15 protein-coding genes are annotated in these 16326 nt (G+C 67.6%); 3 read left to right on the top strand and 12 right to left on the bottom strand.

Going from position 1 to position 16326, the window contains the following annotated elements; all coding sequences use genetic code 11:
* Positions 1-27: 27 nt before the first annotated feature.
* The 5 genes from ACIBCM_RS27785 to ACIBCM_RS27765 form a co-directional block, all read right to left on the bottom strand.
* A complete protein-coding gene (locus tag ACIBCM_RS27785; protein WP_399247815.1) occupies positions 28-483 on the bottom strand; it encodes a hypothetical protein in 456 nt (151 codons plus the stop codon).
* Positions 476-1912 carry a replication initiator gene (locus ACIBCM_RS27780; RefSeq protein WP_399247870.1) on the bottom strand — a complete coding sequence of 479 codons (1437 nt, stop codon included), beginning with the start codon at positions 1910-1912 and terminating at the stop codon, positions 476-478. The genes ACIBCM_RS27785 and ACIBCM_RS27780 overlap by 8 nt, the downstream gene beginning before the upstream one ends.
* A gap of 251 nt (positions 1913-2163) precedes the next feature.
* Positions 2164-2355, bottom strand: a complete 192-nt coding sequence (locus ACIBCM_RS27775; RefSeq protein WP_399247813.1) for a hypothetical protein — start codon at positions 2353-2355, stop codon at positions 2164-2166.
* The gene (locus ACIBCM_RS27770) at positions 2352-3227 is read right to left on the bottom strand and encodes an FtsK/SpoIIIE domain-containing protein (protein WP_399247811.1); all 876 of its coding nucleotides are present in this window, start codon (positions 3225-3227) and stop codon (positions 2352-2354) included. Before ACIBCM_RS27770 ends, ACIBCM_RS27775 begins: the two co-directional genes overlap by 4 nt.
* A gap of 416 nt (positions 3228-3643) precedes the next feature.
* Positions 3644-4021: a hypothetical protein gene (locus tag ACIBCM_RS27765; RefSeq protein WP_399247809.1), complete on the bottom strand. Its 378-nt coding sequence runs from the start codon at positions 4019-4021 to the stop codon at positions 3644-3646.
* A gap of 201 nt (positions 4022-4222) precedes the next feature.
* On the opposite strand from ACIBCM_RS27765, the gene ACIBCM_RS27760 reads away from it, so the two are divergent.
* On the top strand, positions 4223-4993 hold the full coding sequence (locus tag ACIBCM_RS27760; RefSeq protein WP_399247807.1) for a GntR family transcriptional regulator: 771 nt from the start codon (positions 4223-4225) through the stop codon (positions 4991-4993).
* A 189-nt stretch (positions 4994-5182) separates the two neighbouring features.
* On the opposite strand, the gene ACIBCM_RS27755 is transcribed toward ACIBCM_RS27760, so the two are convergent.
* Positions 5183-5368 carry a hypothetical protein gene (locus ACIBCM_RS27755; RefSeq protein WP_399247806.1) on the bottom strand — a complete coding sequence of 62 codons (186 nt, stop codon included), beginning with the start codon at positions 5366-5368 and terminating at the stop codon, positions 5183-5185.
* 859 nt (positions 5369-6227) lie between these two features.
* Entirely contained in the window at positions 6228-6632 is a 405-nt protein-coding gene (locus tag ACIBCM_RS27750) for an SH3 domain-containing protein (protein WP_399247805.1), read from the bottom strand.
* 320 nt (positions 6633-6952) lie between these two features.
* Between ACIBCM_RS27750 and ACIBCM_RS27745 the strand changes: the two genes are divergently transcribed.
* Positions 6953-7150: a hypothetical protein gene (locus ACIBCM_RS27745; RefSeq protein ID WP_399247803.1), complete on the top strand. Its 198-nt coding sequence runs from the start codon at positions 6953-6955 to the stop codon at positions 7148-7150.
* A 1663-nt stretch (positions 7151-8813) separates the two neighbouring features.
* Here ACIBCM_RS27745 and ACIBCM_RS27740 read toward each other — a convergent pair.
* Positions 8814-9089 carry a hypothetical protein gene (locus ACIBCM_RS27740; protein ID WP_399247801.1) on the bottom strand — a complete coding sequence of 92 codons (276 nt, stop codon included), beginning with the start codon at positions 9087-9089 and terminating at the stop codon, positions 8814-8816.
* Between the two features lie 395 nt (positions 9090-9484).
* On the opposite strand from ACIBCM_RS27740, the gene ACIBCM_RS27735 reads away from it, so the two are divergent.
* Positions 9485-10663: a helix-turn-helix domain-containing protein gene (locus ACIBCM_RS27735; RefSeq protein WP_399247800.1), complete on the top strand. Its 1179-nt coding sequence runs from the start codon at positions 9485-9487 to the stop codon at positions 10661-10663.
* A gap of 492 nt (positions 10664-11155) precedes the next feature.
* Here the strand turns inward: ACIBCM_RS27735 and ACIBCM_RS27730 are convergent, their stop codons facing one another.
* The 4 genes from ACIBCM_RS27730 to ACIBCM_RS27715 all read right to left on the bottom strand — a co-directional run bounded on the left by ACIBCM_RS27730 (position 11156) and on the right by ACIBCM_RS27715 (position 16229).
* Complete coding sequence (locus ACIBCM_RS27730) at positions 11156-12007, bottom strand: EamA family transporter (RefSeq protein WP_399247798.1); 852 nt, start codon at positions 12005-12007, stop codon at positions 11156-11158.
* The gene (locus ACIBCM_RS27725; RefSeq protein ID WP_399247796.1) at positions 12004-12492 is read right to left on the bottom strand and encodes a YbaK/EbsC family protein; all 489 of its coding nucleotides are present in this window, start codon (positions 12490-12492) and stop codon (positions 12004-12006) included. Before ACIBCM_RS27725 ends, ACIBCM_RS27730 begins: the two co-directional genes overlap by 4 nt.
* A 242-nt stretch (positions 12493-12734) precedes the next feature.
* Positions 12735-14375, bottom strand: a complete 1641-nt coding sequence (locus ACIBCM_RS27720; protein ID WP_399247794.1) for a penicillin-binding transpeptidase domain-containing protein — start codon at positions 14373-14375, stop codon at positions 12735-12737.
* 129 nt (positions 14376-14504) lie between these two features.
* Complete coding sequence (locus ACIBCM_RS27715; protein WP_399247792.1) at positions 14505-16229, bottom strand: dolichyl-phosphate-mannose--protein mannosyltransferase; 1725 nt, start codon at positions 16227-16229, stop codon at positions 14505-14507.
* Between the last annotated feature and the right edge of the window lie 97 nt (positions 16230-16326).

Here is a 16326-nt window from a genome sequence, read left to right as displayed (position 1 = left end):
GGGGGTTCTCGGGTTGTGGGCGGTTGGTCAGGGAACGGGGATGGTGAGCAGAGGGCGCGTGTACCAGAGGTGCATGCCGTTGCGCGTTCTGAATTCCGCTGTGGTCAGGGCTAGTTCATGGACCGTGTTTCCTTCGGTGTCGTTCGGGGGTGTCACGTTCCCCATGACTTCGGGGAGTGTCCAGGTGGGGAAACAGAGGAGAAACGGGCCGGGGATGGTGCCGGGGGTGGTGGTGGGGAGTCTGAAGGTCAGGGCTCGGTCGGTCACATCGTCCACGTGGATGAGCACGGTGGCGGTAGTGGTGAGGATTTCGAGGCGGTCAGGTCCGGGTGACTGCCAGGTCTGGAGAGCACCGCCGAGCCGTCGTGCCACCTGACGGGCAATGTGGGGATAGCTGGTGGTCACTCGCCAGTGCTTCAACGGCTGGACGCGTTTGCCTGTCGCAGGGCGTTCGTAGTGGAACCAGCCCACGGCCTCAGCCATCCGGGCCCCCGGTGATCCGGATCTCTCGTTGGATGTCCCGGAGGGTGGCGAGGTCTGCCGCGATTCCCGCCGCAATCTCTGCTGCACCTGGTGTGTGCCCGCTTCCGACATAGCGCCAGTCCCGCTCGGTCACGGTGCCCGGTGCCGTGTCGAGGGGGATGGTTCCGGCTTGCCCGGCCAGGTGCGCGGCACGGTCGGCCCGCAGTTGGGCGTAGGTGGTCGAGTAGTGGCGAGACTTGGTGAGTACGTGGCCCCTGTAGCCGAGGGTGTGAGCCCACTCCCGCAGCCGCAGGTGTTCGAGGGCGGGGAGGCTTCCGAGCCGCCAGCACCGGGCCATGAGCGCCCGAATGTGCGGTGACGCAGGCAGAAGGTCAATCGCGTCGAGGCTTGAGACGGGGTGATCGGTGCCGCCTGTGTCGCCGACGGACTTGGATACGTACTTCGCGACGTACGCGGCTACTGCCTGATCGGTCACGGGGGTGTCGCCTCCGCTGCCGGTCCGGATCGGGTGGACATCGATCTGACGCCCCCACCGGAAAACCTGTTCACCCAAGGCAGGGCTGTAGGCCATGGGGACTTCCGCAGATGCGACAGCCGCCCGAACAGCGTTCGTGAGGACTCCGGGCGTAGCCCAGGAGGGCGGAGGCGATCCAGGCCCGTCCGGGCCGTCAAGCCGGATGACAGAGTGAACGTGGACAGCTCCCCGCCGCTGATACTCAGCCACCTTGGCGAACGACAGCCGCACATGTGCGCTGACGCAGGACTGCGGAATTTCACCTGTGGTCGCCAGGCGACGGCGAATGGTCCGGACAGTACGGGACCACAGTTCACCGGCGTGCGCGTGCCACAGGACGTGTCCGCAGTAGTCATAGCAGACGGGGCAGAGTGGCTGTCCGGCCGCGCGGTCGGATTCGGTGTGGACGAGGCCGCAGCCGAGGGGGCGATCATGCTCGCAGACCCCGCCATCGCGCCTCGGGCGACAGCGTGCCGTGTGATCGCTCACACGGTGCACCGGGCCGAAGGAGGGGGCGGTGAGGGTGAGGAAGAGCCGAGGGTGCGAGGCAACCGTCTGTGGGGTGCCCTTGCCGCCCTGAAGCCCCGAGCGGACGAGATGGAAAGTGTCGCCCGAGTGCAGACGTGAGCACGGCTCACAGACGGACTCGCGCCGGTTGCGGCACCGGACCGCAAGTCGCCCGTTGGGCTCAGTCTCGGTGGTGAAGTGGCGCAGGATCGCGCCGGTATGGATCTGGATGGTGGTGGTGTATCCAGCCAGGTAGACGGGATGGGAGCACCCGCCGGTGGAGCGGATCTGTTCCAGCCAGCGTGTGAATCCGGGATCCTGCGCCAGGCGGACCAGGTCGCGTTCGGTGTCGCTGAGAGGGAGGCGCCCCGGTACTGAGGGACCGGGGCGCCGGGGAGTGCGGTTCATGCAGGTGGTGACCTTTCGTTGGGTGTCGCCCATGGGGCTGGGCTGGGCTGGCTGGGGTGGGGTGTCACAGGACGCTCCTTGTCTGGGCTCTTAGGACGGGAAGGCGGTCAGTGCTGAGGGGGCCTGCGCCGTGCGCAGGTACAGCGCCGGAGCTTGCCGCCAGTGGTACGGAGGCGGATACGCAGGCACACACGGCAGCGGATGTAGCGGGTCGGCATAGGCGGGTACCTCTGTTCTTCCGAGGGTGGGGTTTAGGCGGTGAACCGCTCGATGAACCAGGACACGAGTCCGGTCACGGTGTAGACGAGGGGGGTGAGCGCGGCGTAGATGCCGAACAGGAAGATCACCAGTGCCTGCCACCAGGAGATCTCACGTGAGCGGACCAGAAGGAGGGTCATGATGCCGAAGACGAGCATCAAGGACATGGCCGTCTCTTCGCTCACTGCTCACTTCCTACGGCCAGGACGGTCAGGCGGGGGGTGATGTGCGCGTTGTCTTCTGCGCAGGCCCGGGCCGATTCCGGTGTGGTGAGAAGGGACCGGGCCCTCAGCCAGTGCCCGTCAACCGTGGTCACGGCGACCCCGGGTTCTGTCTCGGGGATGTTCTGCGCGACCGAGACCGCGTCCGGAGACAGGTCCCCGAGTGCCATTTCCGCTGTGGCAGGGTCATGAACTCGATGGCAGACCCGACCGCCCAACTGGGCCCGCAGCGCAGTTACACCGGGTCCGAGTTCCGAGCCGAACCGCTGACCGGCCACGACCAGGTGAATCCCCAGCGCTGCCCCGAGCTGAGCAAGCCGCAGCAGTGCCGTTGCGCATTCGGCGGACTCGGCCCGTGCTTCCTTGCTGCCGTCCGACAGGTAGAGCTCTGCGATTTCATCGACCAGCACCACGATGGGCACGGGCCGCAGCTCCTCCCGTAGCTCCCAGATGGACCGGGCTCCCGCAGTACGGCACTCCATCATCCGGTACGCCGCCTCAGTCAGCAGGGCGTTCAGGAGCTGTACCGCCTCGCTCCGGGATGCCGCTAGAGCGGACAGCCGGGGTGAGAACAGCCCGAGTTCCATGCCGCCCTTGCAGTCGATCCCGACCAGTGCGACACGCTGTGGCGCAAGCTGAGCTACCAGGGTGGCCATCCAGTTGGACTTCCCGGTACGCGTGGCCCCGACGACGAGCCAATGAGGGATCCGGCGGAAGTCGACTGTCCACGCGGCACCGTCGCCTGTCCGGCCGATGAGCGCGGCCAGCAGCCGGGACCTGTGCGCGGGCAGGGCTCCGGGCGAGTCGCTGAGCGGGTCGCGTGCAGTGGCGATCACGAGGACGTGTCCGCGTTCAGGGGAGATGACCCGCACTGAGAACACCCGCCAGGCATGTGCGAGAGCGTCACGGGCAGCGATGACCTGAGCGGGAGTCTGCCCGGGATGAAGCCGAACCTGAGCGGTGAACCCCCCGCGCATGGCCCGGATCGGCCCCAGCTTCGGAGCGATCGGCCGCAGTGCCGCGCCCTTGATCATCAAGTCACCCACAACCGCGTGAGTGTTCCTACGAGTCACCGCCAAGTCCGTGACCTGGCACAGCCGACGCCAGGTCCACCGCACCCGCACCACAGCGACCGGAAACCCGATCAGATACCACCGCCAGGGAGCGGCCTCCATCCGGTGAGCCCAGGCCGGTTGGGTGAGGAGCCCCAGGCACAGGGCACCGGTAACCAGCCACACCACGAGTTCCGCTGTCACTGAGCACCACCGCCGGACTTGGCAGCCCGCCCACCGGCACCGGCCGCAGGAGGCGGGGCAGCGCTCTCCGGGCGAACGGCAGACGCTCGGAACGACGTCCCCTTGCGTCCGTCGATTTCCCAGCTCACGGCTACCAGGTCGACCACCGAGACCCGCATGCCCTCAGTCAGTCCCTCAGGCTCACCGGAGACGGCCACCTCGATCATGTCCGTCCGTCGGGTGTTCTTCTGACGGATTGCCAGGCCGATGACCCACACGGGGTCGCCATCCCGGTTCTTGCGGATCTCCCCTGTCTCCTTGTTCACACGCGGCTCGGGTGGCACCACGCACAGCGCTGGCCCCAGCCGCGCCATGTCCACAGGAATGCTCTGCATCTTGTTGCCCTTTCCGGTTCAGCGGGGACAAGCTCACCTGTCCACTCGCACGTTACTTGTTCTGATGAGTATCGAGTGTAGCCACACTTGGTCCGGGAAAGGCAAACACATATCCTGACGAGTGCAGGGCTTATGTGCCCCGTATCATGAGGCACTGACAACGGCCGCTCACGGCGGCTGACCACGAGGAGAGCAGGACCGATGCCCGGAGAGATCACGCGACCGGACCCCATGTACGTACAGCTCGCGGGACGACTGGCCGACGCGATCGCTTCAGGCGAGTACGCACCCGGTGCCCAGCTCCCGAGTGAGACCCAGCTCATGGAGCGTTACGGCGTGTCCCGCCCCACGGTCCGCCAGGCCGTAGCCGAGCTGCGCAATATGCGACTGGTCGAAAGCCACCACGGCAAGGGCTCATTCGTCACCCAGCGCAGCACCCCAGGGCTCACCCTGCCCAGGACCGTCCGGCGCACCGGCAAGCGCTACACGCCTGATTCAGACCTGACGGAGATCGAGGCTCCGGCCATCATCCGTACCCACCTGACCGCCGAGGACGCCGCCACCCTTGAACGGGAAGAAGAGGCCGCCGCGTTCGCCGTGGACCGCCTGCTCACCGATCCTGCAACCGGAACACGCGCGGCCCACCGGACCGTGATCCCGTTCGATGTCGCCGACGAGAACACCCTCCTTGCCCTCAACCCGGACACCGACCCCGCCGACATCTACGCGCTCCTGACCGAGGCAGGGCACGCCCTGACATGGTCCGAGACAGTCTCCGCGCACATTGCCCTACCCGATGAACGCTCCAGCCTCCAGGCCGAAGCCGGGGCCCCCGTGCTCGTCACCCGACGCGTCACCAGCACCGCTGAAAGCCGCCCGCTCATCCTTGAGGAGACGCGGACCAGCGCCGCCCACGTGCAGTTCCGGTTCCGGGTCATCCCCGAGAAGGCCCCAGCCAAAGGCCGGAACTGAATCGGTCCAAACCTCCTTCACTTACTCAAGGGCGCGCCTTGCGGCGCGCCGGACGCCCGGCCACCAGCGGCAGGGCTGCGGCGTTCCGCCGGTCCCTGCCGCGCGGCCAGCGCCCGCCCCCGGCATCCACACCTTGAACAGTGAGAGGAAACCGCATCAGCGCGGCCAGCGGGCATCCACGGGAGTCCGTCACCGGTCGCACTCGGCAGCGTGATCCCGCGCCCTGAAGAATGCGGACGACACCCCCGGCGCGAACCGGTCGAGACGGCACCCGGTGCACGTCAGCCACTGACGGCCCTTCTCGTCCTCCAACACCCGCACTTTGCCCCGCCTGCTGGTGTAGAAGGTCCGGCCCACCTGATGACGCCTAGGCATGTCCCCTCCTCCCTGTCCGCCGGTCGCACCGCTGTTGCTGGGGCAACCCCCATCGTGGCTTGGGGTGGACGGCAGGGAGAAGCTTTAGGCAGCCACCATGGGGCGAGCCTCGAAGATCGGGGGCCCATCTCGGGCCTTGCGGGCAGGTCCACGGACTGCCCGAGTCGCGGAAGCTTACGGGCCCCCGATCTCTCGCCCCATGGCAGCTCCCGCCCAAAGCCCCTCCCCGCCGGCCACAGCTCCCACCAGACCCACACGGCCACGAGGTCACCCCGAACCCCTCGCCCTCCGCCGCGCCGAAAGTGAAGAGGTCCCCAGCCGCAGCAGCCAGGCCGCGCGCTCCGCGCCCACCGGCGACCCTCGGAACCGCACCACCCCTTCCCCGCCCGCGCCCGTACTGGGAACCGCCCGCAGCTCATCCGGCGACAGCCCCGCAGCCGCGAAAGCCGCGTTCACCTCATCCGCAGCCACCGCCGCAGCACGCCACCCAGTGAGGTAATCCTCACCACGCACCCAGACCGCATCCCCAGGACTGTCGTCTGACACCCCCGGCATTACATCCTTCACCCGGCACCTCCCCGCAGGGGCCTCAACCCCATGAAGATCATTGCTACAGCAAACCATAGAGCCATTACCCCTGTACAGGGAGTGAAGAGAGTACACCCATTCCGCCTACGACGTGTCACAACTCGATCCATCACATACCAGGTTCAGGTGATTGGTCCTCAGAAGAAACGCTTACCCTCAGCAATTGCAAGCCTCAAGATCCAAAAATTTGCGATCCCTAATGCAACGAAAATATCGAACGCCGGTTCCCCTCTAGCTGAAGAGAGGAACCGGCGCACCGAACCAGCCGTGTCTACCGGCGGTAGATCGTCATCCAGTTCAGGTATCCGCTGTGAACCCACCCCCAGGTCCCCCGTCGCAGGCCGGTCCGCGAATCCCGGTACCAGACCACCACCTCAACCCACGGGCCCGACCGGTGACCGCTCCTCACCATGCAGTCGCCCCGGTACAACAGACCCTTCGCCCGGCCCGAATAGCCCGGCCGGGAACGCAGGCGCAGCCCGTCCACGCTTGGGGTCGACACCCTCGCCGAGTACGACACCGCACCCGACTGCAATACCGGCGTGGCCGTGACGGCAGACGCCCTTGCCGGAACCGCACACGTCGCCACCAGCACGCCAAGGGTGATCCCCAGCACCGCCAGCCACAGAACCCTCATCTTCAGCATGATCGAAGCCCTCTCCGTCGTCTCGTGCATGCGCCCACTTATGCGGACGCAACATATCCTGACGAGTAGTGAGTATGGAGGGGTGAGATTGGGGAAGGCAACGACTTATTCGCATGACTCACGACAGGCGCAACCCCACGTAGGAGTGATCCACTTTCCTGAGGCGTAACTTCCCACCCAGACGGGACCGTTGAGTGGCCATGCGAAAGATGATCACAACGGCCCTGTTAGCAGCGGCTGTACTCACGCTGCCTGGCCCGCTGGCCCCTGCCCACGCCGCCAACCCCGCCACGGCCCCACACGCGCAGAAGTTCAACAAGTGCGGGTACCACCCCACAACTACCGTCAAGTTGCGCAACAAGCCGAGCCCCAACGGCGTCGCTCTCGGTCTGCTCTCCCCGAGAGACTGGGTGAGGGCCACCAAGAAGTCCGGTCACTGGTACAAGGTCACCACCAACACCAAGACCACGTCCGGACTCAAGGAAGGCACATCAGGATGGGTGCGCAGCCGACACCTGAAGCCTGAAACGTGCATGCAGATCAACTAGATTCAGCCCATGCGCGAGCGGCCCCCTTCATCTGTTTGCAAGAACAGGATGAAGGGGGCCGCCCCACGCTCGAAGAAGAACACATAAGGACCCTCTCAGGGAGGCCCATACACGTTCCGGCTCTGCGGCAACCTACCTGCGCTCCTGATTGCAGGACCGCGCGGTCACCCTGTCTCTGCGGTTCCGCAGATACTTGGAAAGCCACCACTTGAAGCGTTCAGACCGGCCAGCACGCACCTTCGGCCGATCGGGGAACAGGACCTGAGAGAAGGCGGATTCATCCGGGATCAGGTCACCAGTGAGTAAACCGTTCTCAGACAGAAGCCGCTTGAGTTCGACGACTTGAGGTAGCCCCCTGAGAGCTGCAATATCCGGGCTGTTCAAGAAAGCGTCCCACGCCGGGTCACACAATTCGAATGAGTGCCCGCCAGGGTGCCGACGGAACAACACACAGCCCCCTTCATCGAAGGTGCTCCGGCCAAGACGACGCCCGCAGGCCCGAGCCACAAACAGCCGCTCAGGCTCGCATCCTTCGACCCACTCAGTCCACACACCTCGGCCGTCTCTACTGAGCGGCCACCGTACCGCATCGAAATGGAGGCCCGTTTCATGCTCCTCCAGATCACACACCAAGGAAATGGACACCTCAGCCTCTTCGGGATGTGGATCGGGGAGAACGCTATCCACGAGCGGAACAAGGTCAGACGGAAGAAGAGCCGTCGCCCCGCAAATCCTCCGTACCTCTTGCGATGTCATCCGAACTAACCTTCCGAAATGTAGAGCGAGGAATTTCCAGGGGGCGGGTCGCCCGGCCGTCGAGGATGGGAAATCTCAGCAGCCGAACGACCCGGTGTCGTTCCCGCCGGGATGTCTCCCCGTCTGAGGGGGCGCTGACAGATGCCCGGCGGGAATGGAGTCTCAGGAACGCGCCGGATTTCGTTCCCCCCGCCGACAGAGACGGAGCTTGCAGCGGCAACCCGTCAGCTGTCCCTGGGGAGGAGAAGCCATTCGTCCGCGTCGGCCCCTGGGGTGGCCGTCAGGGCGCAGTCGGGGCAGGCGTACCGAGGCACATCGGGCGCGGTCGCGCAGAGGCCGAAGCCAACCTCTACGGGGACGCCGGTCACGCGGTGGCAGCAGAAGCAGCGCGCGCCCACGAAGGGTACGGGCTCAGCGGTCAAGCTCTCGCGGGTCATTGGTTCACCCCCTGGCCATCGCGGAACGCGGTAGCGGGGAACGGAGCACCCGGGTAGACGTACGAGAGATCAACGCCCCGAGTCGCGTAGTGGAGCACCCTTCGCCGCTCACGTTGCCTCAGCCGGAGTTCCATCGTGGTTTCCGACTGCTGCTGAAAGATCGCGCGGGCTTGCTCTTTGGTCGGCCCCGTCCAGGGCCCGGACCACGGGTCAACCGCTACGGGCTCAGGAGCGACAGGCCCGTTCAGGTACCGGGCGGAGTGCCGCCCCGGCTCAGTGCGCAGGGGCCAGGGCAGGAGTGCCAGAACCCAGCCCAGTGCACGAACGATAGGATCGCGCATACGGTCGATCAGCTCCTCTGTAGCTGTTCGGTCGGAGCCCCGGTGGGCCGGTCCTACCCGGCCTGTCGGGGCGCTTTCAGTTGTGCCGGAGAGAGCCAATCGGCTCTCAAGCCGGTTTCTAGCGGCGGTCTACCCGGAAGTGCCGGGCTCCCACGGGCCGTCATGGTCTTCCAACGCCCGGACCAGTTCGGCGAATGCGTCGTCCATCTGCCGTTGCACCAGCGCGCCATCGAGGTACGCGCAGAACTCAGCGACGAACGCAGGATCGGACTCCAGACGCTGCAACTCTGGCAACAACGCCAGACGCTCAGCACGGGGCGTTGTCACGTACCACATCAGCCGGGGGAACCACTGCCGCAACCGGACCTCGGCAATCCGCAAGGCGAGTGCGGGCCACACAGGCACACGCGTCACGGCAACCGCCTGCCTCGGTTCATCTGATGTACACGCTCCCGCAGTTCCTGTAGTGCGGGGGAGCCAGTCTCGGCCCGAGGGCGGACGGGGTCAGCCTCGGCTTCCTCGTCTCCTGAGTCCGGGCACACTGACTGTCCGCACAGACAGGGCGGCCAGTCCAGCGCTGATGAGACCGCGCGTTCCCCGATAGCGTGGAAGCCGACCCAAGGATGTGGACTCTGTTGGTGATTCTGGTCTGTCATGGCGTTCGCCGTCCTCTTCGGCTCGCTGTCTGTGACCAGCCAACTACCATGGTTCAAGATCAGTTAGCACAAGACATGCACAACCTGGCGTTGTCCGCGTCGAGTTGTGGTGTCAAGGGTCCTTGCGCGTGGGAGAGTGAAACTATGGAGAAGAAGCCCACGCCAGGGGAGAACATTGCAGTCCTGCGTAAGGTGCGGGGAATGGGGCAGGCCAAGCTATGTCGAGAGATGGGCATCACTCTCTCGTACCTGAGCAAGATCGAGACCGGTCTTCGCCCGGCAACGCCGACCGTGGTGGCAAGTGCTGCCAAAGCACTACACGTGACTACGGCACGCATCAATGGTGAGCCCTTCTCTGACCCATCCGAGCAAGCAGATCTCATTCAAGAGCTGCGTGGTGCAGTGCGGAGGCACACTCTGCCTTCCGAAGACACGCCGTCTCGTGAGGACCTTGCGGCTGGCCTTGAAGAGGCGGCACGACTCCGTGCAGGCACAAAGTATCTAGAGCTTGCGCGCAAACTGCCCACGCTGTTGGGGCAGGCAACAGCAACTGCTATGGATGCGGGTGGCGACGCCGTCGCATGGGGACAGGTAGCAGACCTCTACGGGTGCGCGTACACAGTGGCTCACCGCTTCGGTCAACCGGATCTCGCCGACATGATCGTGTCCCGCCAGCAGTGGGCGGCATCGCGCACATGGAATCCGACAGCGGAAGCCGCCGCTGCATGGAATGAAGCGGGAACTCATCAGAGTGCGGGTGCATATGGTGACGGCCTAGCGATTGTTGAGCGGGCCATCAGTCAATATGAGAATGCCAGAGGTGAAGGGCCCGAGTACGTGACCGTGCTGGGTGCTCTGCATCTCCGTGGAGTGGTTCTTGCGTCCCGGCAGAAAGAAGAGACCGCGACGCGATCGCATCTGCTTCGAGCGAAAGGTCTGTCTGCTCAGCTTCCCCGTGACTTGCTCCAGCACAATCTAACCTTCGGTGCAGGAAACACCGCACTCTACGAGTTGGCCGCCCTTGTCGAGATGGAGCAGCCCCACAAGGCTGTAGAAATGGCCGCGCCGATGCTCAAGAATATGCCTGTTGGCCTCGGGCCCGGCAGGATCGGCCGCTTCTATATTGACGTCGCGCGTGCCAGCCTTGCCGTAAAGGATCTCGCTGGTGCGGAAGCGGCACTGAGGAGAGCGTTCGAGGTGTCCCCGCAAATGACGGAGATTCACCCCATGAGCCGTGAGGTTTTGCGGGTCTTGTTTGTCATGCATCAACGCACAAGGCCCTCCCTCATGGCGATGGCCAAGCGTACCGGTCTGACCAAGTAGCTGTGGCGAGAGAGTTCACCGGATTGGCCACGCTGTCACTGTTTGAGCCCCTAACCCTTGAGGTTGGGGGGCTCGTCCACATGTCTGAGACGAGCGCTAGGGCTAGCTGAGTTCGGCACGGGCAGGTGATGGGTAGGGTGTGTTTAGAGGAAGTGCCTGCCCAGAATGTAGTCGTACACACGCGCTGAGTGCGCGCGCCCCGTGTCGATCCGGTCCCTCGCACTGCCGTCGTGTGCCATCCCGCAACTCCCGTCGTTTCGCGGATGGTTCAGGAGTGTAAGGGCTTCACGGGCGGACGGCCGCCCGTCGTCGTTTCCGGGGCCGCGCGAGGGGGACCGTAACCCGCCCGCCGGGCCGTATTCGGGCCGTACGCGGTTGCCCGCCACGGGGTCCCCGGGCGGCCGGGTGGACGGCGATACGGCCGGGGCTCCGTCAGTTCCGCGCCGCGCCCCGTTCAACCGGCCCCCGGCACAGGGCCGTTGCCCAAGACTCTCAGCCCTCCCGCAGCATCAGCCCGATGCCCACCACCATCAGCGCCGCCGCCACGATCCTCGGCGTCCCGAAGCGTTCCTTGAACAGGAGCGCCCCGATCGCCGCGCCGACGATGATCGAGGACTCGCGCAGCGCGGCCACGGGTGCGAGCGGGGCGCGGGTCTGGGCCCACAGGACCAGTCCGTACGCGGCGGTCGAGACCGCAGCGCCGAGCAGCCCGCGGGCCGCGTACGGGCGCATCCGGGGCAGGAGTTCACCGCGCAGCCGCACCAGGGCGTACAGGGGGACCAGCCCGCCCTGGAGGACCAGCAGCCAGGCGAGACAGCCGAGCGACGAGCCGGAGGCCCGTACCCCGGCACCGTCCACGACCGTGTACGCGGCGATCAGCAGTCCCGTCGCCAGCGCCGCGGCCAGTGCGGGCCACCGGGGCCGGGACCCCGTGTCCCGGATGCCCCACAGCGCCACCCCGACCAGCCCCGCCGAGCCGATGATCACCCCCGCGAGCTGCGGTCCGTTCAGCGTCTCGCCGAGGAACAGCGCCGCGGCGGCCGTCACCACCAGCGGCGCCGTACCCCGGGCGATCGGGTACATCTGGCCGAAGTCGCCGAGGCTGAACGATTTCATCAGCAGCCACTGGTAGCCGATGTGGATCAGCGCGGAGACGATCAGGTACGGCCATGCCCCGGCCTCCGGCAGGGGTGTGAAGCAGGCGAGCACCGCACCCAGCACGGCCCCGCCGCCCGAGATGAGGGTGAACGCGGTCAGCCGGTCCCTGATGGTGTGGGCGGCGGCGTTCCAGCCGGCGTGGGCGACCGCGGCCAGGACGACCGCGGCGACCACGAGCGGTGTCACCGCGCGCGCTCCCGCACATCCACCAGCGTGCCGCCCGCGTGTGCGATCAGCGTCTTGGGGTCGAGGGGGAAGACGGTGTGCGGGGTGCCGGCCGCCGCCCACACCACGGCGTGGTCCAGCAGGGCGCGGTCCGCCAGCACCGTGGTACGGGTGGCGTGCCCGAAGGGCGGTACGCCCCCGATCGCGTAACCGGTGGTCTCCCGTACGAGATCCGCGTCCGCGCGCTTGACGGACCGCGCGCCCAGTTCTTCCCGCACCCGGTCGACGTCCACCCGCGAGGAGCCGTCCATCAGCACCAGCACCGGCACCCCGTCCGCCGTGAAGACCAGCGACTTGACGATCTCGCCGACGTCGCAGCCGATCGCGGCGGCGGCTTCCGCGGCGGTCCGGGTGGCGTCCGGGAACCGGCGTACCGGCACATCGAGCCCCAGCTCTCGCAGGGCGGCGGCGAAACGGGGGTGGGCGTCGGTGTCGTGAGTGCTCATGGTGCGGCACGGTATCGGTAGCTGTAGAAGCCATGCGAGCGGATTCACCGGGGCCCGCGGGGACCTGGTCCCGAGCCCCGCCCCGCCCGGAGCCCCGTGCCCCGCTGCCCGCGACCGTGTCCCGCCCGGAGCCCCGCACCACCCCGAGCCGTGCCCCCGTACCCCGCTGCCCGCGACCGTGTCCCGCCGGGGGCGCCGCCCTCGTTGCCGCGCCGGCCCTCAGCATCCGGCCGGCCGTCGGCTCACCGCGCCCGCAGGACCTTCGCGACCACCGGGCCCGCCGCGTCGCCGCCGTGGCCGCCCGCCTGGACGACGGCAGCGGCGGCCAGATCACCGGCGTACCCCGTGAACCAGCTGTTGCTGGTGCCCTGTCCGTCGACCTCCGCCGATCCGGTCTTCGCGCCCTTGTCCCCGCTCACCGACGCCATCGCCGTCTGCCCGGTGCCATAGGTCGCCGAGGCCCGCATCAGCGAGCGCAGGGTGTCCGCCATGGAGCCCGGCAGCGGCCGCGCACGGGCGATCTCGCGGTCGTCCAGTGACGGCGGGACGATGACGGGCTGCTTGAAGCCGCCGTTCTTCACGGTCGCGCTGACGGACGCCATGTTGAGGGCGTTCATGGTGATCCGGCCCTGGCCGATGTAGGAGGCGGCCGTCTCCGGACCGGAGGACTCCGGCACCTTGCCGTCGGCGCTCACCACCCCGGTCTGCCAGTCGAGTCCGAGGCCGAAGTACGTACGGGCGGTGTCGCCCAGCGCCGTCCCGGAGATGTCCTTCCCGTCGAGCGGTTTGACGGCCTTGATGAACGAGGTGTTGCAGGACCGGGCGAAGCTCTGCTCGAACGTCGGACCGGTGAGGGAGAACTTGTCGAGGTTCTGAAAGGTACGGCCCATCCAGGTCACCGTCGCCGGGCACTCCACCCGGGAGCCGGGCCCCCGCACCAGCCCCTGGTCCAGCATCATCGCGGCGGTGACGATCTTCATCGTCGAGCCGGGCGCCTGACCGCCCAGCATCGCCGTGTTGTAGCCGTCGGAGGGCTTGTTGGCGACCGCCAGGATCTCCCCCGTACTGGGCTTGATCGCGACGACGGACGCCTGGCGGTACTGCTTCACCGCCGCCTCGGCGGCGGCCTGCACATCGGCGTCGAGCGTGGTGGTCAGCCTGCCCTCGGTGCCCCCGGCGAGGGTGAGCAGCGGCTGGTCGGGCAGCTTCCCGTCGGTGGAGGCGATCACCAGCTCGGTCCCGGCCGTACCGCCCGCCGCCTCCCCGTACTTGGCGCGCAGCGCGTCCAGGACGGGCCCCAGCGAGGGGTACTTCTCCTTCGTCAGCACCCGGCCGGCCCGGTCGACCGCCGTGATCGGCGGGGCCGACGCCCCGGAGGTCTTGAGCGTGGTGGTGGCCGTCAGCTTCGGGTGCATGACGGCGGGCTTCCAGTCGACCAGCGCCCGGCCGGTGGTGAGCCCGCGGACCACGGTCAGGTCGGAGGCGTACGTCCACTCCTTGCTCTGTCCCCCGGAGGTCACCGTCGCCCTCACCGTGAACGGCACCTTCGCGCCGAGCGGTGTTCCCGGGGTGATCACGGCCTTGGTGACCCCCGCCTCGGACCGGTATCCGGTGAGCGACGGCTCCGCCCGTACGGCGTCGTTGGTGAGCTTGGCCGCGCCCGCCGCGTCCCCGCCCGCCCAGGCCGTCAGAAAGTCCCCGGCGGTCTCGCTGATCTCCTCCGGCGTCGGCGGCCCGGTCGGCCGCTTCCCCTCACCGGACGCGGAGCCGGACCCGTTCCCGCCCGTCATATCGCCGATGAGCCGGTAGCCGCCGTACCCCACGCCCGAGGCGACCACCAGAAAGACACTTCCGACGACGGCGACTTTCGCTCCACTGCGCATGGTGTGCGGTCCCTCCCCAGGAGCCCGGCCACTTGAAGGTGTCCAAGAGTCACTTGAACGTGTTCAAGATCTGTGTCCCCTGCACATTAGGCGACGGGAGGGCATCGGCCGGAAACCGTTATGGGACCGCTACACCCAGGTGTCCAGCCACATCCGGTCGCGCCACTCGTCCACCGGGATCGGGGTGCCCGTGTAGATCGGGTGGAAGTAGATGAAGTTCCAGATGATCAGCAGCACCAGTACGCCCGCGCCGATCGCCCCGACCGCGCGGCGGCGTTCGTCGGTGCCGGGCGGGCCGAGCAGCGCGCCGGTCATCATGGCGACGGCGAGACAGACGAAGGGGACGAAGACGACCGCGTAGAAGACGAAGATCGTGCGCTCCTGGAAGAAGAACCAGGGGACCCACCCGGCCGCGATGGCGCAGGCGATGGCGCCCGCGCGCCAGTCGCGGCGGAAGAGCCAGCGCCACAGGGCGTAGCAGATGGCGAAGCAGCCCGCCCACCACAGCAGGGGCGTGCCGAGGGCCAGGACCTCGGCGGCGCACTTCTCCGCCGTGCCCGGGGGACAGCCGTCCACACCGGGCGCCGGACTCTCGTAGTAGTACGAGACCGGGCGGCCCATGACGATCCAGCTCCAGGGGTTGGACTCGTAGGGGTGGCCGGAGGTCAGGGTCACATGGAAGCGGTAGACCTCGGCCTCGTAGTGCCACAGGCTGCGCACCCAGTCCGGGACGAAGGGCCAGGAGGTCTCCCGCCCCGGGCCGGTCGAGGCCCACTGCCGGAAGTGTCCCCTGTCGGTGAGGATCCATCCCGACCAGGTCGCCACATAGGTGACCAGCGCCACCGGCACCGTCGCCACGAACGCGGGGACGAGATCCCGCCGCAGCACGGCCGCGTACGGGCGGACCGCACCCGCCGTACGCCGGGCACCCACGTCCCACAGGACCGTCAGCAGCCCGAACGCGGCCAGATAGTAGAGGCCGTTCCACTTGGTGCCCGCCGCAAGGCCCAGCATCACCCCCGCCGCGATCCGCCAGGGGCGCCAGCCGAGCCGGAGGGTCTCCGCGACCGCGGAATCGGGCCGCAGCACCCCCTCCGCGTCCGTGGGCAGCGCCGCCGCGAGTCTCGCGCGCACCCTGTCCCGGTCGACCAGGAGACAGCCGAAGGCCGCCACCACGAAGAACATCAGCACCAGATCGAGCAGCGCGGTACGGCTCATCACGAAGTGGAGCCCGTCCACCGCGAGCAGCAGCCCCGCGAGACAGCCGAGGAAGGCCGAGCGGAACAGCCGGCGGCCGATCCGGCAGAGCAGCAGCACCGAGACCGTGCCGAGCAGGGCGACCATGAACCGCCAGCCGAACGGCGTGAAGTCGAAGATCTTCTCGCCCAGGCCGATGACCCACTTGCCGACCGGCGGATGCACCACATAGCCGGGGTCCGTCGGGATCGCGACCGAGGACGGATCGCGGATCAGGTTCTTGTCGACGTCCTTCGGCCAGTTCCCCTCGTACCCCTGGTTGATCAGCGCCCACGCGTCCTTGGCGTAGTACGTCTCGTCGAATATCACCGCGTTCGGCGAGCCCAGGTTCCAGAACCGCAGGATGCCCGCGAACACCGCGACCAGCAGCGGGCCGCCCCACGCGGACATCCGCAGCAGGGCCGCCACCGTCGACGGCGGTACGCCCAGCACCGACCACAGCCGGGGGGAGGGCCGGGTGTAGGGCGGCACCAGGCGCTCACGCAGCCCGATCACGGGCCGGGGGACATAGCCGAATCTGCGCAGCCGTTGCTGCCAGGCCCCCGGCTGCTGCTCGGCGTCCTCGCCCTGGCGGGTCTGCGGCGCGGTACTGGTCACCGCGCCATCGTAGGGAACGCCACTGTGATAGGTGCGCGACCGGCCCCAGGACGACCCCGTACCGGGCCGGTCCGGCGCCGCCCGGCGGGGCCGCCCC

It is taken from the genome of Streptomyces sp. NPDC051018 (assembly GCF_044456085.1).
GTDB lineage: Bacteria > Actinomycetota > Actinomycetes > Streptomycetales > Streptomycetaceae > Streptomyces.
The sequence above is the reverse complement of the archived record's forward strand: the minus strand, read 5'-3'. Positions and strand labels throughout refer to the sequence as shown.